The organism is Lacinutrix undariae, assembly GCF_052934785.1.
Window position 1 is genome coordinate 2,812,157 of the sequence record NZ_CM128809.1, and the last position, 25,216, is coordinate 2,837,372.

23 protein-coding genes are annotated in these 25,216 nt (G+C 32.0%); 12 read left to right on the forward strand and 11 right to left on the reverse strand.

Translation table 11 applies throughout. The features are described from left to right. Positions 1–36: 36 nt before the first annotated feature. The 6 genes from ACU4C5_RS12575 to bshA all read left to right on the forward strand — a co-directional run bounded on the left by ACU4C5_RS12575 (position 37) and on the right by bshA (position 5,979). Positions 37–828, forward strand: a complete 792-nt coding sequence (locus ACU4C5_RS12575; RefSeq protein ID WP_446844560.1) for a (Fe-S)-binding protein — start codon at positions 37–39, stop codon at positions 826–828. A gap of 3 nt (positions 829–831) precedes the next feature. Next, positions 832–1,044: a hypothetical protein gene (locus tag ACU4C5_RS12580; protein ID WP_446844561.1), complete on the forward strand. Its 213-nt coding sequence runs from the start codon at positions 832–834 to the stop codon at positions 1,042–1,044. Between the two features lies 1 nt (position 1,045). Continuing rightward, positions 1,046–1,246 carry a hypothetical protein gene (locus tag ACU4C5_RS12585; protein ID WP_446844562.1) on the forward strand — a complete coding sequence of 67 codons (201 nt, stop codon included), beginning with the start codon at positions 1,046–1,048 and terminating at the stop codon, positions 1,244–1,246. Positions 1,247–1,308: 62 nt separating this feature from the next. Next, entirely contained in the window at positions 1,309–1,794 is a 486-nt protein-coding gene (locus tag ACU4C5_RS12590) for an ABC transporter ATPase (protein WP_446844563.1), read from the forward strand. 98 nt (positions 1,795–1,892) lie between these two features. Then, positions 1,893–4,841 (forward strand): serine hydrolase domain-containing protein, encoded by a 2,949-nt coding sequence (locus tag ACU4C5_RS12595; protein WP_446844564.1) that lies wholly within the window; start codon positions 1,893–1,895, stop codon positions 4,839–4,841. Between the two features lie 10 nt (positions 4,842–4,851). After that, positions 4,852–5,979 carry an N-acetyl-alpha-D-glucosaminyl L-malate synthase BshA gene (bshA, locus tag ACU4C5_RS12600; protein ID WP_446844565.1) on the forward strand — a complete coding sequence of 376 codons (1,128 nt, stop codon included), beginning with the start codon at positions 4,852–4,854 and terminating at the stop codon, positions 5,977–5,979. Positions 5,980–6,047: 68 nt separating this feature from the next. On the opposite strand, the gene ACU4C5_RS12605 is transcribed toward bshA, so the two are convergent. Continuing rightward, the gene (locus ACU4C5_RS12605; protein WP_446844566.1) at positions 6,048–6,524 is read right to left on the reverse strand and encodes a hypothetical protein; all 477 of its coding nucleotides are present in this window, start codon (positions 6,522–6,524) and stop codon (positions 6,048–6,050) included. Positions 6,525–6,658: 134 nt separating this feature from the next. On the opposite strand from ACU4C5_RS12605, the gene ACU4C5_RS12610 reads away from it, so the two are divergent. Beyond that, a complete protein-coding gene (locus tag ACU4C5_RS12610; protein ID WP_446844567.1) occupies positions 6,659–9,589 on the forward strand; it encodes an FAD-binding and (Fe-S)-binding domain-containing protein in 2,931 nt (976 codons plus the stop codon). Here ACU4C5_RS12610 and ACU4C5_RS12615 read toward each other — a convergent pair. Then, entirely contained in the window at positions 9,581–10,471 is an 891-nt protein-coding gene (locus tag ACU4C5_RS12615) for a UDP-2,3-diacylglucosamine diphosphatase (protein WP_446846454.1), read from the reverse strand. The two genes, ACU4C5_RS12610 and ACU4C5_RS12615, sit on opposite strands and share 9 nt — an antisense overlap. 163 nt (positions 10,472–10,634) lie before the next feature. On the opposite strand from ACU4C5_RS12615, the gene aroC reads away from it, so the two are divergent. Genes aroC through ACU4C5_RS12630 form a run of 3 tightly spaced genes read left to right on the forward strand, consistent with a single transcriptional unit; the run spans position 10,635 to position 13,908 of the window. Beyond that, the gene (aroC, locus tag ACU4C5_RS12620) at positions 10,635–11,696 is read left to right on the forward strand and encodes a chorismate synthase (protein WP_446844568.1); all 1,062 of its coding nucleotides are present in this window, start codon (positions 10,635–10,637) and stop codon (positions 11,694–11,696) included. A 46-nt stretch (positions 11,697–11,742) separates the two neighbouring features. Beyond that, positions 11,743–13,047 (forward strand): dicarboxylate/amino acid:cation symporter, encoded by a 1,305-nt coding sequence (locus tag ACU4C5_RS12625; RefSeq protein ID WP_446844569.1) that lies wholly within the window; start codon positions 11,743–11,745, stop codon positions 13,045–13,047. A 54-nt stretch (positions 13,048–13,101) separates the two neighbouring features. Continuing rightward, positions 13,102–13,908 (forward strand): sulfurtransferase, encoded by an 807-nt coding sequence (locus ACU4C5_RS12630; protein WP_446844570.1) that lies wholly within the window; start codon positions 13,102–13,104, stop codon positions 13,906–13,908. A 225-nt stretch (positions 13,909–14,133) separates the two neighbouring features. Here the strand turns inward: ACU4C5_RS12630 and ACU4C5_RS12635 are convergent, their stop codons facing one another. The 3 genes from ACU4C5_RS12635 to ACU4C5_RS12645 all read right to left on the reverse strand — a co-directional run bounded on the left by ACU4C5_RS12635 (position 14,134) and on the right by ACU4C5_RS12645 (position 17,697). Continuing rightward, positions 14,134–14,553, reverse strand: a complete 420-nt coding sequence (locus ACU4C5_RS12635; protein WP_446844571.1) for a thiol-disulfide oxidoreductase DCC family protein — start codon at positions 14,551–14,553, stop codon at positions 14,134–14,136. A gap of 17 nt (positions 14,554–14,570) precedes the next feature. Further along, a complete protein-coding gene (locus tag ACU4C5_RS12640) occupies positions 14,571–16,745 on the reverse strand; it encodes an endonuclease MutS2 (RefSeq protein ID WP_446844572.1) in 2,175 nt (724 codons plus the stop codon). 70 nt (positions 16,746–16,815) lie between these two features. After that, on the reverse strand, positions 16,816–17,697 hold the full coding sequence (locus ACU4C5_RS12645) for a cupin-like domain-containing protein (protein ID WP_446844573.1): 882 nt from the start codon (positions 17,695–17,697) through the stop codon (positions 16,816–16,818). 96 nt (positions 17,698–17,793) lie between these two features. Here ACU4C5_RS12645 and ung point away from each other — a divergent pair, with 96 nt between their 5' ends. Beyond that, on the forward strand, positions 17,794–18,459 hold the full coding sequence (ung, locus tag ACU4C5_RS12650) for a uracil-DNA glycosylase (RefSeq protein ID WP_446846455.1): 666 nt from the start codon (positions 17,794–17,796) through the stop codon (positions 18,457–18,459). 107 nt (positions 18,460–18,566) lie between these two features. Here ung and ACU4C5_RS12655 read toward each other — a convergent pair whose 3' ends face one another. The 6 genes from ACU4C5_RS12655 to ACU4C5_RS12680 form a co-directional block, all read right to left on the reverse strand. After that, positions 18,567–18,740 (reverse strand): hypothetical protein, encoded by a 174-nt coding sequence (locus ACU4C5_RS12655; RefSeq protein ID WP_446844574.1) that lies wholly within the window; start codon positions 18,738–18,740, stop codon positions 18,567–18,569. Positions 18,741–18,919: 179 nt separating this feature from the next. Beyond that, on the reverse strand, positions 18,920–19,774 hold the full coding sequence (locus ACU4C5_RS12660) for a substrate-binding domain-containing protein (protein WP_446844575.1): 855 nt from the start codon (positions 19,772–19,774) through the stop codon (positions 18,920–18,922). A gap of 10 nt (positions 19,775–19,784) precedes the next feature. Further along, a complete protein-coding gene (locus ACU4C5_RS12665) occupies positions 19,785–20,654 on the reverse strand; it encodes a nucleoside phosphorylase (protein WP_446844576.1) in 870 nt (289 codons plus the stop codon). Beyond that, positions 20,644–21,579 (reverse strand): DUF1835 domain-containing protein, encoded by a 936-nt coding sequence (locus ACU4C5_RS12670; protein ID WP_446844577.1) that lies wholly within the window; start codon positions 21,577–21,579, stop codon positions 20,644–20,646. The genes ACU4C5_RS12665 and ACU4C5_RS12670 overlap by 11 nt, the downstream gene beginning before the upstream one ends. Before the next feature lie 3 nt (positions 21,580–21,582). Then, positions 21,583–21,912 carry a translation initiation factor gene (locus ACU4C5_RS12675; protein WP_446844578.1) on the reverse strand — a complete coding sequence of 110 codons (330 nt, stop codon included), beginning with the start codon at positions 21,910–21,912 and terminating at the stop codon, positions 21,583–21,585. A gap of 85 nt (positions 21,913–21,997) precedes the next feature. Further along, positions 21,998–22,945, reverse strand: a complete 948-nt coding sequence (locus tag ACU4C5_RS12680) for an isopenicillin N synthase family dioxygenase (protein ID WP_446844579.1) — start codon at positions 22,943–22,945, stop codon at positions 21,998–22,000. Between the two features lie 194 nt (positions 22,946–23,139). Between ACU4C5_RS12680 and ACU4C5_RS12685 the strand changes: the two genes are divergently transcribed. After that, positions 23,140–25,095, forward strand: a complete 1,956-nt coding sequence (locus tag ACU4C5_RS12685; protein ID WP_446844580.1) for an alpha-ketoacid dehydrogenase subunit alpha/beta — start codon at positions 23,140–23,142, stop codon at positions 25,093–25,095. Positions 25,096–25,216 lie beyond the last annotated feature (121 nt).

Below are 25,216 nucleotides of genomic sequence, written 5' to 3' on the forward strand. Positions count from 1 at the left end.
TAAATTTAGATATTCAATATAAATAAACACTTAAATATGAGTGAATCAATAAAAGTGCCTACAATGGCAGAATTTATGGCGCAAGGAAAACAACCCGAAGTTTTATTTTGGGTAGGTTGTGCTGGAAGTTTTGATGATAGAGCCAAAAAAATTACAAAAGCTTTTGTGAAAATTCTTAATCAAGCAAAAGTAGAATTTGCTGTTTTAGGAACCGAAGAAAGCTGTACAGGTGATCCTGCAAAACGATCAGGAAACGAATTTTTATTTCAAATGCAGGCGGTTACTAATATAGAAGTGCTTAATGCTTACGAAGTAAAAACAATTGTTACAGCTTGTCCGCATTGTTTTAATACCATTAATAATGAATACCCACAATTAGGTGGAGATTATAAAGTGATGCATCACACGCAATTTTTAAAAAACTTGCTTGCCGATGGTCGCTTAACTATTGAAGGTGGTCAGTTTAAAGGAAAACGTATTACATTTCACGACCCTTGTTATTTAGGTCGTGCCAATAATGTATATGAAGCGCCAAGAGATTTAATCAAAAAATTGGATGCCGAATTGGTTGAAATGAAAAACTGTAAAAGCAAAGGGTTATGCTGTGGAGCAGGTGGTGCACAAATGTTTAAAGAACCTGAGCCAGGTGATAAAGACATTAATATAGAACGTACTGAACAAGCTATAGATGTTAAGCCTGAAATTATTGCTACAGGTTGCCCTTTTTGCAATACAATGATGACAGATGGTGTAAAAGTGAAAGAAAAAGAAAGCGATGTACAAGTTATGGATATTGCCGAATTAATTGCAAACGCACAAGATTTATAAGCAATGAGTTTTTTTACAGACAACAAACCCTATATTAAAGTAGGTGTTATTTCAGGAGTAGTATTCACCTTAATTATGGTAGGATTTAATTACTTTATGGGACGAGAATTTTTAATTTGGAAAACAGCTTTTTACCTTATCGCTTTTGGTGGTTTTAATGGATATATGGCTTATAGAAGAGTTAAAAAAGAAGAAGAAAGACGCCGAAAGAAATAATATGAAAAAACTGTCTCTAAAGGGAAAGATTACTTTAGGTGCTATTTCGGGCATGTTTTTCGCAGGAATGATGGCAGGTTTTGATTATTTGGATCACAAACCATTTAATGTGGTGAAATTTTCATTAAACACCTTTTTTATGGGATTATTTAACGGCTTATTTTTTGGGAAATCAAAACCCAAAGATGAGTCACCTTCTTAAAATTAAATTGATAGAAGTACACAGATGTTAGTTTCTAATATCTATAAAAACAAAAAAAATTAATGCTAGTAGAATTTAATACATTACCCGAAGAATCTCGTGTTTGGATATACCAAGCTAACCGTTCATTTTCAGAATCAGAATTAGAAGAATTACAATCTAAGCTCGATGTGTTTATTGAAAACTGGACTGCTCACGGAAGTGACTTACAAGCGGGATACACTATAAAATATAAACGATTTATTGTTATCGCTTTAAATCAAGATTTAACGAATGCTACAGGATGCTCAATTGATGCATCTGTTCATTTTATTCAACAATTAGAGAAAGATTACAATGTTGATTTAATGGATAAAATGAACGTATCTTACAAACAAGGTGAGTACGTTGCCTATAAAACATTAATTGATTTTAAAAAAATGGCAAAAAACAGATCGGTTTCAAAAAATACAATCGTTTTTAATAACCTAGTTAATAATATTGCCGAATTTAACGAAAACTGGGAAGTTCCTGCAAGTGAAAGCTGGCACAATCGTTTTTTAAACTAAATTCACATACCATAAAACTATCTTAAAGTGGTGCTTTATTTTTAATAAATGCACTACTTTGGCATAGTTTTTAATCTTAATTGCTAAAAGCCATTTACATGAAATTTTTAGTATCCTTCATATATATATTATGTTTTGCTGCCTTCAATTTTAGTTGTGCTCAAAATCAAAACACTTCAGATTCTATACCTATTACAAGAAGTCCGTTAGCACATAAAAATGTTGATGCTCAAAAAAAATGGGTTGATAGTATTTACAATAGCTTGTCTTTAAATGATAAAGTTGCGCAACTTTTTATGGTGCAGGTTTTTTCTAGTCAAGACGCTAAAACAAAGTCTAAAATTGTAAAATTAGTCCGCGATAATCATATAGGCGGATTAATTTATTCAAAAGGAGGACCGGTTCGTCAAGCACAATTAAATAATGAATTACAATCTGCAGCTCATATTCCATTATTAATTGGGATGGATGCCGAATGGGGTTTAAGCATGCGCTTAGATTCTACTTATGCATTTCCATGGAATATGACACTTGGAGCCATAAAAGACGTAAAACTTGTAGAGAAAACTGGGTTTCAAATTGGAGAACATTGCAAGAGATTAGGTGTCCATTTTAATTTCGCACCCGTTGTAGATATTAATACCAATCCCGAAAACCCTATTATTGGAAACCGTTCATTTGGTGAAGATCGCGATAATGTGACCGAAAAAGCGTTGGCTTTTATGAAAGGAATGCAAAATGCAGGTGTTTTAGCTAATGCTAAACATTTCCCAGGTCATGGAGATACACATTCAGATTCTCATAAAACATTACCAACAATTGATTTTTCAGAACGTAGAATTGATTCTATTGAATTATACCCTTACCGAAAATTAATAAAAGAAGGATTATCTAGCGTTATGGTTGCACATTTAAACGTGCCAAGTTTAGAGTCAAAATCGGGTTTACCATCTTCATTATCAAAAAATATTGTCACCAATATCTTAAAAGAGCGTTTAAATTTTGAAGGCCTTATTTTTACAGATGCATTAGATATGAAAGGTGTCTCAAACTTTAATGAATCTGGCGCTGTAGATTTAGCTGCTTTTGAAGCTGGAAATGATGTATTATTAATGTCGGAAAATGTACCTGTTGGAATTTCTAAAATAGCTGAAGCAGTTACTAATGGCGATATCACCCAAGAACGCTTAGCATTATCAGTTAAGAAAGTTTTAATGGCTAAATACAAAGTGGGGCTTAATGATTACTCACCGGTTGGAATAAGTCATCTTACTGAAGATTTAAACCGTTTAAAAGATGATTTATTATACGGAGAACTGATGGAAAATGCAGTAACCGTTGTAAAAAATAAAAACCACATTTTACCTATAAGACATTTAGATACTACACAAATTGCTTATGTAAAGTTTGGAGACGATAGCAATTCGGTATATGTAAATGAATTAAGAAAATACACTAAAGTTCATGAAGTTACAGCTAACACATTAGATGAGATGTTGAAAAAGCTAGATAATTACAATACTGTAATTATTGGCTTACACACTTCAAACGCATCACCATGGAAAGCTTATAAATTTAAGAATAAAGAATTGGTTTGGCTATACGAAATCGCAAGGACTAATAATGTAATATTAGATGTTTTTTCAAGACCTTATTCGCTTATTGATTTACATTCTATCGAAAATATTCAAGGTATTGTAATGAGCTATCAAAATAGTGATATTGCGCAACAAAAATCAGCTCAAATTCTTTTTGGAGCTTTACCTGCAAAAGGACATTTACCAGTTTCAGCAGGAGAACATTTTTCTGTAGGAACAGGAGTTGAGTATAATGCCATTCAATCTTTAAGTTACGGTTTACCTGAAAGTGTAGGAATGAGTTCAGAGAAATTAAAAGCTTTAGATGAAGTTGCTAATTTTGCGGTTAATGAAAAAATGACACCTGGAATTCAGCTTTTAGTGGCTAGAAAAGGAAAGGTTATTTATAATAAAACCTTCGGAAAACATACTTATGATGGAGATGAAGTTGTAAAAACAGATGATTTATACGATGTGGCTTCTTTAACTAAAATTTTAGCAACACTTCCATTATTAATGGAGTTAAAAGATAAAGGAGCAGTGAGTGTAAACACTAAACTGTCTACAATTCTTCCGGAGTATAAAAATTCAAATAAAAAAGATGTAACACTTAAGCAAATGTTATCGCATTATGCGCGCTTAAAACCCTGGGTACCTTTTTATTCAGCAACATTAGATTCATTAAGAAAACCTGATCCTAAGTATTACAGAAAAAAATACAGTGAGAAATTTAATATCAAAGTTGCTGATGAAGTGTACTTAAGACATGATTATCCAGATTCTATCCAAAAAATAATTAAGGAAAGTGATTTATTATCGACTCTTAGATATAGATACAGTGATTTACCGTATTATATTCTGAAAAAATATATTGAAGACTATTACGGACAAACGTTAGATGTCTTGGTGCAAGATCATTTTTACAAATCGTTAGGCGCAAATCATACCACTTATAATCCATCAAAATTATTTAGTGATTCGCAAATTGTTCCTACCGAAATTGATGATTATTACCGCTATCAAGAAGTGCGTGGTTATGTACATGATATGGGTGCAGCAATGCAAAATGGAGTTGGAGGACATGCAGGAATTTTTAGTAATGCTAATGATGTAGCTAAAATCATGCAAATGTATTTACAAAAGGGGTTTTATGGTGGAAAACGATATTTTAAAACCGAAACTATAAACTTGTTTAACACGTGCCATTATTGCACTAAAAATAACCGTCGTGGTATTGGTTTTGACAAACCACAATTAGGTGATGTTGGTCCAACTTGTGGCTGTATTTCAATGACCAGTTTTGGACATTCAGGATTTACAGGAACTTATGCTTGGGCAGATCCTGAAGAGGAGATTGTTTATATATTTTTAGCCAATAGAACATATCCTAAAGCAGGAAAAAACAGGTTGTTAAAAGAAAATATTAGAACAGAAATACAACGCCTAATTTATGAAGCGATTGTAGATTAAAATATAACATATGAAAATAGGAATTGTTTGCTATCCAACTTTTGGTGGTAGTGGAGTTGTTGCAACCGAGCTTGGTTTAGCGTTATCTAAACGAGGTCACGAAATTCATTTTATAACCTACAGTCAGCCTGTTCGTTTAGAGTTGTTAAGTAATAACGTTCATTTTCATGAGGTAACAGTTCCCGAATATCCATTGTTTCATTATCAACCTTATGAACTTGCCCTATCTAGTAAATTAGTTGATATGGTAAAACTTCATGGTATTGAAATTTTACATGTTCATTATGCAATACCACATGCTTATGCCGCTTATATGGCTAAAAAAATGTTGCAAGAAGAAGGTATTAATATTCCAATAGTTACCACGCTTCACGGAACAGATATTACCTTAGTTGGTAATCATCCATTTTACAAACCAGCAGTGACGTTTAGTATCAATAAATCGGATGCTGTAACTTCTGTGTCACTTAGCTTAAAAAAGGATACAGAGCGTTTATTCAATATAAAAAGAGATATTGAAGTAGTTCATAATTTTATTGATGTGAATAAATATAGTCAAGGGTTTACGGACTGTCAACGTGGAATGATGGCTACTGAAAAAGAAAAAATTGTAACGCACATTAGTAACTTCAGGGAGGTAAAGCAAATCCCTGATGTGATTAAAATATTTTATAACATTCAAAAGGAAATTCCTGCAAAATTAATGATGGTTGGAGAAGGACCAGAGCGTAAACCTGCAGAAGATTTATGTAAAGAATTAGGGATTTCTGATAAAGTGATTTTCTTCGGAAACAGTAATGAGATAGATAAGATTTTATGTTTTAGTGATTTATTTTTATTGCCTTCAGTTACCGAAAGTTTTGGATTATCAGCTCTAGAAGCTATGGTTTCTGGAGTTCCTGTGGTTTCAAGTAATGCTGGTGGTATTCCTGAAGTAAATATTCATGGTGTAACAGGGTTTTTAAGTGAAATAAATGATGTAGAGGATATGTCTAAAAATGCATTATTCATATTAAAAGACGCTAAACGATTAGAAGAATTTAAGCAGAACGCTAGGCGAGAAGCTAATAAATTTGATATTCATGAAATAGTACCAAAATACGAGGCTATCTACAAAAAGACTCTAGCTAATAAATAATATTTATAATTTTACCCATAAAAAAAGCCACTCAATTGAGTGGCTTTTTTGTGTTATTTTATTCGTTATTAAAACTGATATTTAATCCCTAAAGCAATATCAAAATCAATATCATCTCTGTAATCTCCAAAACCTAATTCTGGTCTAAAATCTAAAGATAATAATAATGGAATATCAAAATCATATTCAATACCAACATCACCGGCAACAAACACAAAAGTTTCGTCATCAAAATCGTTATCATCAAAACTGTAAGATCCTAATCCTCCACCAGCACCAGCGTACCAGTTAAAATTTCCGTCAATTGTCCACACCCATTGGTATAAACCAGCTAATTTAAAACCGCTATAATCATTCCCACTTCGCCATCCTAAATCGGCTTCTAATCTATTATTTTCTCCTAAGGCACGTTGGTAAGTAACTTCTGCTCCAAATCCATCACTATCTCCAAGTCTTAATCCAATCGCATTTGGCGAAATATCTTGTGCTTGAGAAACTGCTGTAAAACCAATAAAGGCAATGGCTACTAAAAATAATTTTTTCATAAATTTTATAAGTTTTTAATTTGTTAAATAATATAAGACATCACATCTTAAATTTTCTTAATTGTATGCTAAAATTATGCCATGATTAAAAATTCTTACTGTAATTTTGTAATTCTAACCAAGGCTACAATTATATGTACGCATCAGAAACAAAAACAGACGTCACTAAAGTATTATTATCTTTAAAAAATGCGTTGAAAGGCGATTTTCTTACCGATAAGCTAAGTAAGGCCATATACGCAACAGACGCTTCTGTTTACAGAATGTTACCACTAGCAGTTGCTCACCCAAAGCATGTTACAGATTTAAAAACCCTTGTAGCTTTTGCTTCAAAGCACAAATTATCATTAATACCAAGAGCTGCAGGAACATCGCTTGCAGGACAATGTGTAGGAAATGGAATTGTAGTTGATATATCGAGGTCGTTTGCTAATATTGTTTCAATTAACGAAACCGAGAAAACGGTAGTTGTACAACCTGGTGTGGTTAGAGACGCGTTAAATAATCGTCTACAACCATTCGGACTCTTCTTTGGCCCCAACACGTCTACATCTAATCGGTGTATGATAGGAGGTATGGTTGGAAATAATTCTTCTGGAACAACATCTATTCAGTACGGTGTAACGCGCGATAAAGTGCTTAAAATGACTGTAATTTTAAGCGATGCATCGGAAGTAGAATTTGGCGAGATCACTTCAGAAGAATTTCAACAGAAATTAGAACTAAAAACTTTAGAAGGTGAAATTTATAACAGCATTTACAACGAATTAAAAGATGAAATTGTACAAAAACGAATAAAAGATGAGTTTCCAAAGCCTGAAATTCACCGTAGAAATACAGGTTATGCCATTGATAAATTGATTGATTCTGAAATTTTCTCCGGACCTTCAAAAACATTTAATATGTGTCAATTACTTTCAGGAAGTGAAGGGACTTTGGCATTTACCACTCAAATCACCTTAAAATTAGATATCCTTCCGCCCAAAAAATCAATGATGGTGGCTACACACTATCGTAGTATTCAAGACTGTTTAAATGATGTTGAAGGTGTGATGCAACATAATTTGCATACTTGTGAAATGATGGATAAAGTGATTTTAGATTGTACCAAACAAAATAAAACACAAGAAGCTAACCGACAATTTATACAAGGAGATCCGCAAGCCATTTTAATGTGTGAAGTAAAAGGACACACGTTAGAAGATTTAAAAATACAATCTGATAAACTCTTAAAAACAATTGCAGATAGCGGTTTAAGTTATGCAAATGCTATTTTAATTGGTGACGATATTGATAAAGCTGTGCAATTAAGAAAAGCAGGTTTAGGTTTGTTAGGAAATATGATTGGTGATAAAAAATCGGCAGCTTGTATTGAAGATACAGCCGTTTCTATTCCAGATTTAGCAAATTATATTGCAGATTTTACTAAAATAATGATCTCTTATAATCAAGATGCTATTTATTACGCACATGCAGGAGCGGGTGAGTTGCATTTACGTCCTATTCTTAATCTTAAAAAGCGTGAAGATGTTGTGTTATTCAGAAAAATTACCACTGATGTTGCACATTTAGTAAAATCATATGGTGGCTCAATGAGTGGTGAGCATGGTGACGGAATTGTGAGAGCTGAATTTATTCCGTTAATGATTGGTGCTGAAAACTACGACATTGTAAAACGTATAAAAACCATTTTTGATCCGCAAAACATCTTTAATCCAGGAAAAATAGTTGATGCATTTCCTATGGATAAAAACTTGCGCTATGAAACAGATAGAGTAGAACCTGAAATTGAAACACTTTTAGATTTTTCTTCTACGCAAGGTATTCTTAGAGCTGCAGAAAAATGTAACGGTTCTGGTGATTGCCGAAAAATGCCAGAATTTGGAGGCGCAATGTGTCCGAGTTATAGAGCCACCAAAAACGAAAAAGACACCACTAGATCTCGTGCAAATGCGCTTAGGGAGTTTTTAACGCATTCGGACAAGCCTAATAAATTTGATCACGAAGAACTTAAAGATGTTTTTAGTTTATGTTTAAGCTGTAAAGCATGTGCAAGTGAGTGTCCAAGTAGTGTAGATATTGCGAGTTTAAAAGCCGAATTTTTATACCAATATCAAAAAGTAAATGGATTTAAATTTAAAGCCTCATTTTTTGCAAAATCTACGCAATACAATAAATTAGCAGCAATAAGTCCGATAATTTCAAATGTATTTTTCAGAAACAAACTTACATCAACATTAATAAAAAACACAATTGGTATTCACGAAAAACGAAGTTTACCATTAATTTCAAAACCCTTTTCTAGTTTTAAATTTAAGTCAGTTAGTACTGAAAATCACATTAAAACGGTTTGTCTTTTTGTAGATGAATTTACAAATTATTTAGAATCTGACATTGCAATTGATGCTAAAGTTTTACTTGAGTCATTGAATTATAAAGTTTTATTTATCAGTGATTTGGAGAGTGGTAGAAGTTTTATTTCTAAAGGGTTTTTAGACCAAGCTAAAGACTTGTCTAACAAAAATATAGCAGCCTTAAAAACACGAGTTTCAAAAGATATTCAATTGGTAGGTATTGAGCCATCTGCAATTTTAACGTTCCGTGACGAGTACTTAAAACTGGCAGATGATCTTGAAGGCGCAAAACATGTAGCGCGTCATACTTTTTTAATTGAAGAGTTTCTTCAGCAAGAAATTAAATTAGGAAACATCACCTCTAAACAGTTTACAAAAACAGCGCAAACCATAAAATTTCATGGCCATTGCCATCAAAAATCTTTAGGAAATCAGTTGTCAAGTTTTGAGGTTTTAAACTTGCCAGAAAATTATAAAGTAACAATTATACCAAGTGGTTGTTGCGGAATGGCAGGTAGTTTTGGTTATGAAAAAGAAACCTACGAAGTGAGTATGGCTGTTGGTGAGCAAACTTTATTTCCAGCAGTAAGACGCGCAGATTCGCATGTTATTATTTCGGCAAACGGAACAAGTTGCAGACACCAAATTAAAGACGGTACATCTCGTAAAGCTTTACACCCCGTAACTATTTTACGACAAGCTTTACTTTGATTTCTTAGTCTTTTTACCACTATCCATAATTGTAATTGCTGCAATTAAATCTTTTACTTCCATGTCTTTTATGTCCTCATCGGCAAAAAAAGGGGAGAGCTTATCTTTGTTATAATGGTAAATTTTCCAACGTTTAAACTGGTATTCTAAAGCTGTAAAATTTTCTACCCAATCTCCAGAGTTTAAATACGTAGTGCTACCGTGTTTGTTCTCCTTAACCAACATTTTAGGTTGATGGATATGTCCGCAAATTACATAATCATAGCCGTTTTCAATAGCGAGATCAGATGCTACCTGCTCAAAGTCGTTAATGTATTTTAAAGCCCCTTTAACACCATTTTTTATTTTTTTTGACAAAGAGTACTTCTCACGCCCTAAACGTTCTAATCCCCAATTAATCATTCTATTTAAAAGAATTAAGAAATCATATCCATAACCACCTAATTTAGCTAGCCATTTTGCATTTTGTATAGAAACATCAAAAACGTCGCCGTGAAAAACCCATGCCTTTTTCCCGTCTAATTCTAAAATTACTTTATCTACAATAGAAATATTCCCAATTGAAGTGTCGCTAAATTTACGTAACATTTCATCATGATTTCCTGTAACATAAATCACTTCAACACCATCAGCAGCCATATCAATTAACTTTTTTATAACCCTCATATGTGATTTTGGGAAATAGCGTTTGCTAAATTGCCAAATGTCTACAATATCACCATTCAATATTAGTTTTTTAGGCTGAATACTGTTTAGGTACATTAATAATTGTTTGGCGTGACAACCGTATGTACCAAGATGGACATCTGATATTACGGCAACTTCTATTTTTCTTTTTATTTTCAAAGGAATAAATAATTTGATACAAATAACAACAAACATTATTACCTGAATATTAATTGCCAATTAATTAACTGTGAGCATATTGTTAACTAAATGTTACTTAAAGTAAATAGTTTAAATACAGGTTTATACGCTTAGGATTTTTGTTTCTGTAATATTAAAATTACTTTAGCAACATAGACAAATTTTAAAATGTAATGTAATGGCAGGAAATTCCTTTGGAAAGTTATTTAAACTCACCACTTTTGGTGAATCTCACGGTGTAGCAATTGGTGGTATTATTGATGGCTGTCCTGCTGGATTATCATTAGATTTTGAAGCGATTCAAAAGGAGTTAGACCGCAGAAAACCAGGACAATCAGATATCGTTACACAGCGAAAGGAACCTGATACGGTTGAGTTTTTGTCAGGAATTTTTGAAGGTAAAACCACTGGAACTTCTATTGGGTTTAGCATTCATAACACTAATCAGAAATCTAAAGATTATTCGCACATCAAAGATGTTTACCGTCCAAGTCATGCAGATTATACGTATCAAGAAAAATATGGTATTAGAGATTATAGAGGTGGCGGACGTAGTTCGGCAAGAGAAACGGCTTGTAGAGTAGTGGCTGGAGCTGTAGCAAAACAAGTGCTAAATTATATTTCAATAAACGCATACACCTCTTCAGTAGGAGATATTTTTTTAATAAAACCTTATCAAGATTTAGATTTTAGTAAAACTGAATCTAACACTGTGCGTTGTCCTGATAATGAAGTTGCCGAAAAAATGATTGCTCGTATAAAAGCTATTAAAAAAGAAGGTGATACTATTGGCGGAACCGTAACTTGTGTGTTACAAAATGTACCTACCGGATTGGGAGAGCCCGTTTTTGATAAATTACATGCCGAATTAGGGAAAGCAATGTTATCAATTAATGCTGTGAAAGGTTTTGAGTATGGTAGCGGTTTTTGCGGTGCTAAAATGAAAGGTTCTGAGCATAATGATTTGTTTAATGAAGACGGCTCAACTAAAAGTAATCTTTCAGGAGGAATTCAAGGAGGAATAAGTAACGGAATGGATATTTATTTTAGAGTTGCTTTTAAACCTGTAGCTACATTAATTCAGAAACAAGATGCTTTAGATAGCAACGGAAATATTGTAGAAATGCAAGGTAAAGGACGTCACGACCCATGTGTTGTGCCGCGTGCTATACCAATTGTAGAAGCTATGGCGGCATTAGTACTTGTAGATTTTTATCTGCAAAACAAAGTTTATAATTAAGAGTTTAATATAAAAGAGGAGATTTCTGTAAGTAAGAAAAAGGCATATGAAAAAGTTGGCATTGCATTGGCAAATATTAATAGGAATGATAACAGGTGTAGTTTTTGCACTAATCATGACTAAGTTTGAATGGGGAAATACATTTGTAACAGATTGGATAAAACCATTTGGAAGCATTTTTATCAACCTTTTAAAACTCATTGCAGTTCCGCTTATTTTAGGATCTTTAATTAAAGGGGTTTCCGATTTAAAAGATATTTCAAAACTCTCTAAAATGGGAGGGAAAACTATTGGTTTATATATTCTTACAACTGTTGTAGCGGTTACTATCGGGTTGAGTTTAGTTAATATTGTTAAGCCTGGTGCATCAATCTCCGAAGCTACAAGAACCGAACTAGTAGCAAGTTATCAAGGTGATGCTAACTCTAAAATAGCTGCAGCTGAAGAACAAAAAAACACGGGACCTCTACAAGCTTTAGAAGATATTGTGCCAGATAATATATTTAATGCAGCAAGTAGTAACGGAAGTATGCTACAAGTGATTTTCTTTGCTATATTCTTTGGGATTGGATTGATTTTAATTCCTGAAGAAAAATCGAAACCTGTAAAAGAATTTTTTGATAGTTTTAATGAAGTTATTCTTAAACTCATAGATTTAATCATGCTTGCAGCACCTTATGGTGTATTCGCCTTATTAGCTGCATTAGTAGTGGAGTCTCCAAGTGCCGATTTATTTAAAGCACTTGGTTGGTATGCTTTCTGTGTCGTTTTAGGATTAATATTAATGATGTTAGTATATGCGTTGTTGGTGTTCTTAGTGACTAAAAAAACACCAAAATTCTTCTTTAACGGAATTGCACCAGCACAATTATTAGGGTTTTCAACAAGTAGTAGTGCGGCAACATTACCCGTTACTATGGAGTGTGTTGAAGAGCATTTGGGAGTAGATGAGGAAGTTGCTAGTTTTGTGTTACCAGTTGGAGCTACTATTAATATGGATGGAACAAGCCTATATCAAGCTGTTGCTGCCGTATTTATTGCGCAAGCTTTTGGAATGGAATTAAGTTTAGGTGTACAATTAGGAATTATTGTTACCGCTACATTATCATCAATTGGTAGTGCTGCAGTTCCTGGAGCAGGTATGGTAATGTTAGTTATTGTATTAGCTCAAGCAGGAATTCCAGAAGCTGGATTAGCTTTAATTTTTGCAGTAGATAGACCACTAGATATGTGTAGAACAAGTGTAAACATCACTGGTGATGCAGCCGTGTCAATGATTGTTGCAAAATCGGTTGGGAAACTTAATGACCCACAACCTAAAGAGTGGGACGATAATTATCCAAAAAAATAACAGCTTTATCATGAATAAAATTAGCTAATTTAAAGCTGATAAATACAAATAAATATGTTACACGTTCCTAACGCTATTGTATCTGCAACATGGTTACAAGATCATCTTAATAATGATAATATTGTAATTTTGAATGCTACGTTAATGCCTTTTAAAGATTTGTCTAAAAACCAAATAACTAACAGTCGGTTTTTTGATATAAAGCAAAAATTTAGTGATGTTGCGTCCTCATTTCCTAACACATTTCCTTCAAGTGAACAATTTACTTATGAAGCTCAAAAATTAGGAATTAATAATGATAGTTGTATTGTAGTTTATGACGAAAAAGGGATCTTTTCAAGCGCCAGAGTTTGGTGGTTATTTAAAGCATTTGGCTATACAAATGTTGCTGTTTTAAATGGCGGTTTCCCCGAATGGAATACTAAAGGTTTTTCAGTAGAAAATAAAACAAAATACTCAGGAGAATTAGGTGATTTTACAGCTAATTATCAACCGCAATACATGAAATTCTTCAATGATATTGTTACTGAAATTGATATTGAAAGTCAAATTATTATTGATGCGAGGTCACAAGATCGTTTTCAAGGATTAACTTCAGAAACTAGAACTGGATTACGTAGCGGGCATATTTCAAATTCAAAAAACTTACCATATACAGATTTACTTGATCATGGTGTTTTAAAAAATGAAATGGAATTAAAACTATTATTTCAAGAGGTAGCCAAACCAAATGATAAAATCACTTTTTCATGTGGATCTGGAATTACAGCTTGTATTTTAGCATTAGCAGCCGAAATATCAGGATACGAAAACTTATCGGTTTATGACGGTTCGTGGACAGAATGGGGAACACTTTTTTAGTAGTTTTAAATTAATATTTAACATTTTAAAAAGAAGTGTTTATTTTATCATTATCGTAATTTAATCTGTAAAATTTTATTAATTTATTAGAATTTCTAAATATTATCGTATATTTATCATGTAATTATTAAGATACTCTATATTATGCAATAGTGTAGAACTATTTTTTTTCAGAAACATTAGTTGTTAATTAAAAAAGCCATTACTAAACAGTAAAGGCTTTTTTTATTGTAAAAATTTAGATTTCAATGCTACTGAAGGAATCATACAAGATGCTTTTTTTCCAAACCACCTGTATCTGTTTTTAGCTATAAAATCGTATGCAAAATTTCTTATAAAGGTTGGAACAATATAAAATACACCAATTAAATATTGAGGAAAACCTAATTGACTTCCAATTTTAATAGCTGCAGAAGATTTATATTTCAACCCAAAGACTTCAGAGTATAATAAAATAGAATCTATTTTGTTCACATCAATATTATAATGTTTTATAATTTGCTGTCCAGTGTCACTCTCTAAAGCGGCAAACATAAACACATCATTTTTATCGTGTTTAATAACGTATTGAATAGCATGATTACAAAGATTGCACACACCATCAAATAAGATTAATTGTTTATGTTTGGGGAGTTTTACGGTCATAATATAAATTTATAACGCTATTTACGTTTTACAGCTTCAACAAGCTCTAGTTGATCTAAACTCACGTTAGTTGTAAAAATACCATAATTTACATTCGCTTTATTTTTTTCAATACTATCAATACTTCCAACAGCGCGACCGTCTTGCAAACGCACACGATCACCAACTTTTAAAGGCACTTTAGGTGTGTTTGGTTTTTCGGCTTCTCTTTTTTTCTTTTCTTTTTTCTTCTCTCTTATAACTTCAACCGTTTTTTCAACTTCTTTTTGAACTTTTATCACTTTCGCTTTTTCAATTTTTTGTGCTTTAACAGAAATCTTTTTTCGTTTTGAATTTTCTATCTGAACAAGTTTAAACAACTCATTCATTAAGTCTTTTTTCTGTTTGTTATTGAAATACTTCTGAGATAAATCATCAATTTTCTGACCTAAATACACTAAACGTTGATTACTATCATACAATTCTTGATAGCTTTCTAGTTTCTTTTGAATACGTGCATTTGTTTCTTCAAGTTTTTCGGCTTCACTAAGTTTTTTCTGTTCATTAACCTTTAGAGATTGCTCCGTTTTCTCTAGTTTAGAACGTTCTTTTTGAAGTTTCGCAATAGTTTGATCAAAACGCACTTTTCCGCGTTCTATTTTTTTCTTAGCTCTATTAATTAAGCTAAAAGGGATTCCGTTTTTTTGAGCCACTTCAAATGTAAATGAACTTCCAGCTTGCCCTAATGCTAATTTAAACATAGGTTCAAGAGTTTTTTCATCAAACATCATATTTGCATTTTGCATGAATGGCAACTCGTTAGCTAAAATTTTTAAGTTAGAGTAGTGGGTTGTAATAATTCCATAGGCACCACGATGGTAAAATTCTTCTAAAAAGGTTTCAGCCAAAGCGCCACCAAGTTCTGGATCACTTCCTGTACCAAATTCATCAATAAGGAATAAAGTGTTTTTGTTACATTTTTTCAGAAAATAATTCATCTGTTTTAAGCGGTAACTATAAGTACTTAAGTGATTTTCAATAGATTGATTATCTCCAATATCTGTTAGAATTCTATCAAATAAACATAAATTACTTTTTTCGTGAACCGGAATTAAAAGTCCACTTTGTAACATAGTTTGAAGAATACCAATTGTTTTAAGTGTAATACTTTTTCCACCGGCATTTGGTCCCGAAATAACTATAATTCTATTATCAGGAAGTAATTCAATAGATTGAGAAAAGGTTTTAACACCTTGTTTTTTATTAGATAGAAACAGTAAAGGATGAAAAGCATCTCGTACAGCATAAGCTTTTTCATCGTTAATTTCTGGCAGTATTCCATTAATAGATTCAGCATGTTTAGCCTTAGCATAAATGACATCAATTTTAACTAAAAAATCTTGATATTCAGTTAGCAAGCCAACATATGGTCTTACAAATTCGGTAAGTTGTTTAAGAATTCTATCAATTTCTTCTTTTACTTCAAACTCTAGATTATTAAGTTCACGTGTGTATTTAAAAGTAGCTTCTGGTTCAATATATACAATACTTCCAGTTTTACTACTTCCCATAATAGCACCTTTCACTTTGCGTCTGTACATAGCTTTTACAGCTAAAACACGCTTGTTTTCAAGTACAGATTCTCTAATATCATCTAAATAATCTAACTCAGCATACGTTTGTAATGCATAAGTAAAACTTTGGTTTATTTTTCCTTTTACAGAATTTACAGCTTTTCGTAATTCATATAATTCACTAGACGCTTGATCTTTAACGTCTCCAAAGCGGTCGATAATTGAGTTAATTTGAGTAATTAATTCTTTAGTTACCGGTATTTTTGACGAATACTCGTTTAATGTTTTGTAATATTCTGCAAACTTTTTTAAGTAGAGGATAATCTCATTACTATTATTGGAAATAGCTATGATTTTTTTAAAGCTTTGTGCATCTAAAACAGATCCTTCAATTTTTAAAAACTTAATCTCGTTGGTAATTGGTTCAAAACCATGTTTTGGAATGCTATTATCGTTATAAAACGAAGATAAATACTCATTTGTAAATTGTAGTTCTACAAGTAAATTTTCTTTATGCGGTAATGGCATAATTTTTAAAACTTCTTGAGTTCCTAAATCTGTAATACAATGCTCTGACACCTGTTGTAAAACGGTGTTAAACTCTATATCTTGTAGTGTTTTTTTATGAATTGTAATCATTAAAAATTATGCGTCTTAAGTAAATAAGATACAAAAATAGGTATTAATGATGTAGTATGAAAAGGAACTGCTAACGTCTTTGTTTTTTTCCGCTTTCATCGTAATAATGACACACACAATCCTTGTTTCCAAAGAGACCTAAGCTATGTAAATTACGTTTAAGTAACTCTGTAAATTTCATTTTAAAATTATCAATAGGGGTGAAGCCAAAATTATTTGAACTTATTGAGATATCAATACCATAAACGCAATGCCACCAATTTTGTGGAATAAACAGCATTTGTCCTGGTTTAATAATAGCATAACGTACTTTTACCTGCTTAAAATTAGGTGTGATTTGCGACTTAAAATCTTCCATATTAACATCACTTAATCGAGATCCTGGTTCGTATTTACTGCTTGGATACATGCTTTTAGTTTGTTGAGGGTTTACTAAAAACACTAATTTTCTACCTTTTATTTGCGCTAAAATATTATTTGCTAATCTATCGGTATGCCAACCCGTTATTGTTCCCGGAGGTCCAATCCATAAGGATGTAGAATTTCTTACTGTGTTTTTTGTGATTAATGAGAAATCTACATGTTGTAATAATTCTGGAAACATTTTTGCAATAGGCATATTTCCTAAATAAGTATTGGTGCCAGAGGTATTGTAGTTTTTAATATCATTTAAATAGTCTAAAAAATTACCATATTGCCAATTGGTTTCATCTTGTCTGATATTCCCTTTATAACTAAAGGTTTGTTTATCGGTCCCTATTTTTTCAAAATAATCAATAGACCATAAATTTTTAGCTTTCCAAGAATCCATCATATTTGTAAGTAAAACAGCTTCGTTTTTTTTAATGTGAAAACGATAAAAGTCGTCATGAGTGATTGCGCTGATCTCATGTATAGGTTGTAATTGATGGCTTAAAAGTTTCTGAACTTTATTTAAAATAGTATCAGTCATGTTCCTGTTTTTAACACCAACTAATATAGTATATTTGTTGTCATGATTATCAATAAACACTGAATTTTAGATAATTAGGAATTTTATATGGACAAAATGGATGTAAACTTAAACACAAATTGGAAATCACAATTAAAAGATACAATTAATAAACCTTATTTTAAGGCGTTAACTAATTTTGTAACTCAAGCTTATCAAGATAATACTTGTTTTCCTCCGGAAGATCAAATATTTTCTGCTTTTAATTTTTGTGATTTTAATGCTGTAAAAGTTGTGATTTTAGGACAAGATCCTTATCACGGATTTGGACAAGCAAATGGGTTGAGTTTTTCGGTAAATGATGGTGTAAAACATCCGCCATCTTTAATAAATATATTTAAAGAATTAGCAGCAGATTTAGATGTTAAAATTCCTGATTCAGGAAATTTAGACCATTGGGCATCACAAGGTGTTTTATTATTAAATGCGACGCTTACGGTGGAAGAAAGCAATGCAGGAAGTCATCAAAAACAAGGTTGGGAAACCTTTACAGATGCAGTAATACAAACGATTAGCAAAGAGAAAAAAGGTGTTATTTTCTTGCTTTGGGGAGGTTATGCAAAGAAAAAAGCGAAATTAATTAATAAAAATGATCATTATATTCTTGAAAGCGGTCACCCATCACCATTAAGCGCAAATAGAGGGTACTGGTTTGGGAATAAACACTTCAGTAGAACTAATGATATTTTAGAAAAAAATGGATTAACTCCTATAAAATGGTAATATTTTTGACGGTATAATAAGTCGCAATGGCATGAGAGAAAACATTTAAAGACCATATAGTGCGATTAGTTTGATGTTAAAAATACACGCAAAAGCTTGCGTTTAAATTAACTTCCAGTCGCAGCAAGCTCTTTTGAATTATCAATAGTTGGTTTTAGGATGTAAGATTTCTTTTCAATTTTTTCTTGTTTTTTCTTTTCAATTTTATTCGTACTCCAAAAAAGTAATATAAAATTGATAGCAACTAAAAACGCAATAGTTAGAGTAATTGTTAATAGCATAAAAAATTAATTTGATTAATAAATATAAAAAACGTGACCTGTAAATATGTCTATTTTTTTGAATTACAGAAAGTTAAGAATAATAAAATTAAAATTAACAATGCGTTATAAAAAATAGTTCACTTTAATATATAACAGATTAACGGTGATTTTACCTACCAAATATTTATTTTTTATTATTAAATTTTAGATATTAATTTATTGTATGGAAATTTTTTATCTATAATATTCAGTTCTAAAAGTTTATTCTGAACATTATTTAGTGTTTTTTCATCAATTAATTCTTGAGACCATTCGGTTAAATCTAACCATTCTTGCACGTCCTCTAATTTTTGATTATAACGATTAGAAATTGTTTTATCAATACTAGGAATCGTTTTAAATTCTTCGGTAGTATTATTAATAATGTCTAAAATCGTTTTTAAATCGTCTTTATGTTCTGCTAAAAATTTATCGGTAACAGCAATCACAAAACATGGCCACGGAGTAGGGCAGTTAGCAATTCGCCTAAAAACACCATCGTCAACAATAGGTTTTGTAGTGAATTTCTCCCACATAAAATAGTCGGCAGTTTTATTGGTTAAACCTTCAACAGCACCGTCTAAATTCTTTATAACTTCAAAATTTAAATCTTTTTCTAAATCCCAACTATTGTTTTCGGCATTTATATACGCCATAAGATGTGAGCCAGAACCATATCTGCTTATCGCAGCACGTGTACCAATTAGATCTTCAATAGTTTCAAATTTAGAATCTTGAGCGACATGAATCCCCCAAATTAAAGGAGATTGCACAAAGGTTTGTACAATTTTACTAGGGTTTCCATCAATAATATCTTTTACAATACCTTCGGTAAGAATTACAGCCATATCAATTTCACCTTCGCGTAATGCTTTACACATTTCACCTGTTCCACCAAAATAATCGTTCCAACGTAAGTTAATACCCTCGTCTTTATATTCACCATTTTTTAAGGTAAGATACCAAGCAAGATTAAAATGTTCTGGTACACCTCCAATTTTTACAGTCTTCATCGTCATGTCTTTATTCTGTAAGTTTATTTAATGTGTAAATAATAAGATCATCTACTATTTTTTTAGGATCACTACTAAATCCTCCTGTAGCTCTGTTTGCAATAATTGCATTCATTGATAAGGCTTTGTGTCCTAATAAGTTTGCAATACCATAAATACCTGCAGTTTCCATTTCTAAGTTGGTAATTGGCATGTTATTGTAGCTAAACGTTGCTAGTTTATCATTTAAGTTTGCATCCTGAATTGGCAAACGTAACACACGACCTTGAGGTCCGTAAAAACCTACATTTGTAGCAGTAAATCCTTTATATGTAGTTTTTGAGCTTAATCTATCCAATAACTCGGTATCACATTTTACAACATAAGGTTTAGATTTTGCTTCAAACCAATTGGTATGTGCGATTAAGGCTTCTGAAATTTCAGTATACTGTACGTGTTTACTCTCATAAAAATGTAATAAACTATCAAAACCTGCTGCGTATTCACTTATTAAAATTGAATCTAGAGGAATTTCTTTTTGAATAGATCCTGAAGTTCCAATTCTTACAATATTAAGACTTGTAAGTTCTTTTTTAATCTCACGTGTTTTAAAATCGATGTTTACTAAAGCATCCAATTCATTAAACACGATATCTATATTATCCGTACCAATACCTGTAGAAATTACAGTAATACGTGTGTTATTATATGTCCCGGTTTGGGTATGAAATTCTCTTTTTTGAGTTTTAAACTCTATAGTATCAAAATGCTGAGTTACACTATCAACTCTGTCAGGATCACCAACAGTAATTATAGTATTTGCAATGTGTTCTGGACAGATGTTTAAGTGATAAATACTTCCATCAGGATTTAATATTAATTCAGAATCTTTAATTGGCATTTATAGGTGTTTTTATAAGTTTGTTTTGTTGTTTACTAAACTGATAATCTAGTCTGTAAACTCCTCCGTAAGAGAGGTTGTTATTTATTTCTGAAGCAAAATTAACTTGGTTCAGTAAAGCAACATGTCCTTTTCTGTTTAATTGAATTGAATTTTCATTTTCATCAAAAAAGAGTGCTAATTCTTCAATTAATCGATTAATTTGAATGGTTCCAAAACCATAAAATCCTTGATAATTTAAAATATAACCAAGTAAATGATGTTTGGATTTGATGTCGTTATCTTTGATGATTTTTAGAATATTATGTTCTAAAACACTTAATCCGCTTTTAGTTTCCGGAAAACGTTCTAAATGTGCTTTTAAGCAATTACTTAAGTATAAAAACGACGATGTTTTTTTAATATATAGTTTTAATAAATTATGATCTTTCCCACAGTAAGTTTTCCATAAAGTTACAGCAATATCAATATCTGCAGCGGTTAGAGCTATTTTATTATCATAATGTTTTAATAATTGTGTTTGTGATAATTCGTTTAATATCTTAAAAGGTGCATGTCCATTATCTTTACCGTTAGTTACTAAATAAAGTGGAAGTGTTATCTTTTTTTCTTGTAATAAGCTTATTACAGCTATTAAATTAATGTAACAAAACAAATCTTGCTCAAACCATAATACAATTTGAGTATAATTTTCGGGCGCATTAAGCTTATTAATATCGGCGTAATATTTTTCGTCATCAAACTCTAAACCATATACTGAAGAAAAAAAGTTTTTTCGTTGTTTTAAAAAGGGTTTAGAATCTATTATTTCGGTTGTTGGACCTTCGCATAACATTTCATCCCATGTTAAAATTTCACCTGAAATATCTAATTCAACAAGGTTTTTTGTTAATCTTCCGCCGTTAGTAATGTGTAATATGCTCATAAATTATCCGCCTACTCGTTTTACCAAAAAGCCTTTATCTTTAAGGATTGCCATTATTTTGTCTCTGTAATCTCCTTGAATTATAATTTTATCATCCTTAAAGCTTCCACCAACGCTTAGTTTGGTTTTTAGCTCTTTAGCTAAGGCTTTAAAATCTTCGGTAGCACCAGTGTAACCTTCTAATATGGTAATTGGTTTTCCTTTGCGTTTTTCGTATTTACAAATTATAGGATCGTCTTGTATCCATAATTCTTTTTCGGTTGACGCAACTTCTGTTGGAGCTTCTGGAGTATGTTCTGGAAACAGGTTTTTAAGCTGATCTTGTAAATCCATAATATCAATTTTAATATACGTTCTAAATTTAAAAAATTTGCAGATACAATAGTGTATTATAGCTGCAAATTTTAAAAAGTTAGTTTTATTTTTTAAGGCCTAATTCAATTAAACGCTGGTTTAAAAACTCTCCGGCTGTAATATCATCAAAAGCTTTAGGATTATCTTCATCAATACAGCTTTCTAAAACATCTAATTTCATTTCTGAAACGGGGTGCATGAAAAACGGAATTGAGTAACGAGATGTTCCCCAAAGTTCTTTTGGTGGATTGATCACTCTATGAATGGTAGATTTTAATTTATTATTGGTGTGACGCGATAGCATGTCACCAACGTTTATCATTAACTCATCTGGTTCAGCAATAGCATCAACCCATTCACCTGCATTATTTTGCACTTGTAAACCTCTCCCTTGAGCACCCATTAAAAGTGTAATCAAGTTAATATCCCCGTGTGCAGCAGCTCTTACAGCAGCTTTAGGTTCTTCGTTTATTGGTGGGTAATGTATAGGTCTTAATATTGAGTTTCCGTTATGAATAAAAGCATCAAAATATGTTTCTTCTAAATCTAAATGTAAAGCTAAGGCTCTTAATACGTATTTAGCCGTTTTTTCAAGCATTCTAAAAGTTTGTTTCCCTGCAGCATTAAATCCTGGTAATTCCGTAACGGTAACGTTTTCAGGATATGTTTTAGCAAGTAATGGGCTATTTTCAACATATTGTCCAAAATGCCAGAATTCTTTTAAATCGCCTTCTTTTTTACCTTTTGCACTTTCTTTTCCAAAAGACACATAACCACGTTGACCACCAATTCCTGGAATTTCGTAACTTTCTTTTACTTCTAAAGGAAGTTCAAAAAAACTTTTCACTTCTGTATATAAGTTGTCTACAAGTTCTTCATCTAAGAAATGGCCTTTTAAAGCTACAAAACCAATTTCTTCGTAAGCTTTACCAATTTCATCAATAAATTTTTGTTTTCTATCTGCATCTCCCGAAATAAAATCTTGAAGATTTACACTTGGTATTATATTCATTATTCTTTACTATTTAAACTTAATATACAAAAATAACTAAAACATCCCTAAACTAAAGCATCTTTAACATGTACTTAAAAAAAAAGCAGATTATATGATAATCATTGATTTTTAATTACATTTGAAAAGGACAAAGAAATAATTTACTTATGTTAACTTCAATATCTAAACCCTTATCTTTTGATAAGAAAAAAATGAATTCAAAAACACTCTTGAATTTATATACTAACCTCCTGAAACCTCGTTTAATTGAGGAGAAAATGCTTATTCTTTTACGTCAAGGAAAAGTTTCAAAATGGTTTTCCGGTATCGGGCAAGAAGCCATTTCGGTAGGAGTAACATTGGCTTTAAATGCCGATGAGTATATTTTACCAATGCACAGGAATTTAGGTGTATTTACTTCTAGAAATATTCCGTTGTATCGCCTTTTTAGCCAATGGCAAGGAAAAGCTAACGGTTTTACTAAAGGTAGAGATCGTTCTTTTCACTTTGGTACACAAGAATTTAATATAATAGGGATGATTTCTCATTTAGGACCACAACTAGGGGTTGCCGACGGTATTGCGCTTGCTAATTTATTGCAAAATAAAAAGAAGGTAACTGCCGTGTTTTCAGGTGAAGGCGGTACAAGTGAAGGCGATTTTCATGAAGCTTTAAATGTGGCTTCTGTATGGCAGTTACCAGTACTTTTTTGTGTAGAAAATAACGGTTATGGTTTATCAACACCTACAAATGAACAATATAATTGTGAAAATATTGCCGACAGAGGAAAAGGTTATGGTATGGAGTCTCATATTATTAATGGAAATAATATTCTTGAGGTTTATACTAAGATTTCAGAATTAGCTGAAAGTATCCGTCAAAACCCAAGACCAATTTTAATTGAGTTTAAAACCTTTAGAATGCGTGGTCATGAAGAGGCAAGTGGTATAAAATATGTACCCCAAGACCTATTAGATACTTGGAGTGAAAAAGATCCTCTTCTTAACTTTGAAGCCTTTTTAAAAGATGAAAACATACTTACAGACGGTATGATTGAAGATTTTAAAGCTGAATTTAAAACTGAAATTAACACACATCTTCAAATGGCTTATAATGAAGCTGAAATTATAGCTGATAAAGATACCGAACTTGCCGATGTGTATAAATCATATACGCATGACGTTGTTTTGCCTAATTTAGAAACTAAAGAATTACGTTTAATTGACGCCATTTCTCAAGGATTAAAACAAGCAATGGAACGCCATGACGATTTAGTAATTATGGGTCAAGATATTGCTGAATATGGTGGTGTTTTTAAAATTACCGAAGGTTTTGTTGAGCAATTTGGGAAAGCGCGTGTAAGAAATACGCCAATTTGCGAATCTGCCATTGTTGAAGCAGGAATGGGATTATCAATTGCAGGAATGAAAGCTGTGGTAGAAATGCAGTTTGCTGATTTTGTAACTTCAGGATTTAATCCGATTGTAAATTATCTTGCAAAATCGCATTACCGTTGGGAACAACAAGCCGATGTTGTGGTAAGAATGCCTTGTGGTGCAGGAGTTGGCGCCGGACCTTTTCACTCACAAACTAACGAAGCTTGGTTTACAAAAACTCCTGGATTAAAAGTAATTTACCCTGCATTTCCTTATGATGCAAAAGGGCTGTTAGCCGCAGCAATTAACGATCCAAATCCAGTATTGTTTTTTGAACATAAAGCATTATATCGTAGCATCAGACAGGAAGTTCCTACAGATTATTTTACCTTACCAATTGGTAAAGCGTCATTATTAAAAGAAGGTGAAGATGTTACCGTAATTACTTATGGAGCTGGAGTACATTGGGCAATTGAAACTCTAGAAAATAATCCTGATATTAATGCAGATTTAATTGATTTAAGATCATTGCAACCATTAGATGTTGAAGCAATTTTTACTTCAGTAAATAAAACAGGAAAAGCTATAATTTTACAAGAAGACTCCATGTTTGGTGGAATTGCGAGTGATATTTCGGCATTAATAATGGAAAATTGTTTTGAGAATTTAGACGCTCCAGTAAAACGTGTAGCAAGTATGAATACGCCAATTCCGTTTATTAATCAATTGGAAGTACAATACCTTGCTAAAGGTGAATTTGAAACCGATTTAAAAGAGCTGTTAGCTTATTAAATACAGCAGTAAAAACATACAAAAAGTCAGTACTAACTATGTACTGGCTTTTTTTGTGCTATAAAATGCGGTTTTTTGAGAGTCTCTAGTATTTCAACATAAAAAAAAATCATAAATGTTT

Coding starts and splice junctions, on each gene's coding strand:
- ACU4C5_RS12575 (WP_446844560.1), top strand. CDS start 37: ATGAGTGAATCAATAAAAGTGCCTACAATGGCAGAATTTATGGCGCAA.
- ACU4C5_RS12580 (WP_446844561.1), top strand. CDS start 832: ATGAGTTTTTTTACAGACAACAAACCCTATATTAAAGTAGGTGTTATT.
- ACU4C5_RS12585 (WP_446844562.1), top strand. CDS start 1,046: ATGAAAAAACTGTCTCTAAAGGGAAAGATTACTTTAGGTGCTATTTCG.
- ACU4C5_RS12590 (WP_446844563.1), top strand. CDS start 1,309: ATGCTAGTAGAATTTAATACATTACCCGAAGAATCTCGTGTTTGGATA.
- ACU4C5_RS12595 (WP_446844564.1), top strand. CDS start 1,893: ATGAAATTTTTAGTATCCTTCATATATATATTATGTTTTGCTGCCTTC.
- bshA (WP_446844565.1), top strand. CDS start 4,852: ATGAAAATAGGAATTGTTTGCTATCCAACTTTTGGTGGTAGTGGAGTT.
- ACU4C5_RS12605 (WP_446844566.1), bottom strand. CDS start 6,524: ATGAAAAAATTATTTTTAGTAGCCATTGCCTTTATTGGTTTTACAGCA.
- ACU4C5_RS12610 (WP_446844567.1), top strand. CDS start 6,659: ATGTACGCATCAGAAACAAAAACAGACGTCACTAAAGTATTATTATCT.
- ACU4C5_RS12615 (WP_446846454.1), bottom strand. CDS start 10,471: ATGTTTGTTGTTATTTGTATCAAATTATTTATTCCTTTGAAAATAAAA.
- aroC (WP_446844568.1), top strand. CDS start 10,635: ATGGCAGGAAATTCCTTTGGAAAGTTATTTAAACTCACCACTTTTGGT.
- ACU4C5_RS12625 (WP_446844569.1), top strand. CDS start 11,743: ATGAAAAAGTTGGCATTGCATTGGCAAATATTAATAGGAATGATAACA.
- ACU4C5_RS12630 (WP_446844570.1), top strand. CDS start 13,102: ATGTTACACGTTCCTAACGCTATTGTATCTGCAACATGGTTACAAGAT.
- ACU4C5_RS12635 (WP_446844571.1), bottom strand. CDS start 14,553: ATGACCGTAAAACTCCCCAAACATAAACAATTAATCTTATTTGATGGT.
- ACU4C5_RS12640 (WP_446844572.1), bottom strand. CDS start 16,745: ATGATTACAATTCATAAAAAAACACTACAAGATATAGAGTTTAACACC.
- ACU4C5_RS12645 (WP_446844573.1), bottom strand. CDS start 17,697: ATGACTGATACTATTTTAAATAAAGTTCAGAAACTTTTAAGCCATCAA.
- ung (WP_446846455.1), top strand. CDS start 17,794: ATGGATGTAAACTTAAACACAAATTGGAAATCACAATTAAAAGATACA.
- ACU4C5_RS12655 (WP_446844574.1), bottom strand. CDS start 18,740: ATGCTATTAACAATTACTCTAACTATTGCGTTTTTAGTTGCTATCAAT.
- ACU4C5_RS12660 (WP_446844575.1), bottom strand. CDS start 19,774: ATGAAGACTGTAAAAATTGGAGGTGTACCAGAACATTTTAATCTTGCT.
- ACU4C5_RS12665 (WP_446844576.1), bottom strand. CDS start 20,654: ATGCCAATTAAAGATTCTGAATTAATATTAAATCCTGATGGAAGTATT.
- ACU4C5_RS12670 (WP_446844577.1), bottom strand. CDS start 21,579: ATGAGCATATTACACATTACTAACGGCGGAAGATTAACAAAAAACCTT.
- ACU4C5_RS12675 (WP_446844578.1), bottom strand. CDS start 21,912: ATGGATTTACAAGATCAGCTTAAAAACCTGTTTCCAGAACATACTCCA.
- ACU4C5_RS12680 (WP_446844579.1), bottom strand. CDS start 22,945: ATGAATATAATACCAAGTGTAAATCTTCAAGATTTTATTTCGGGAGAT.
- ACU4C5_RS12685 (WP_446844580.1), top strand. CDS start 23,140: ATGAATTCAAAAACACTCTTGAATTTATATACTAACCTCCTGAAACCT.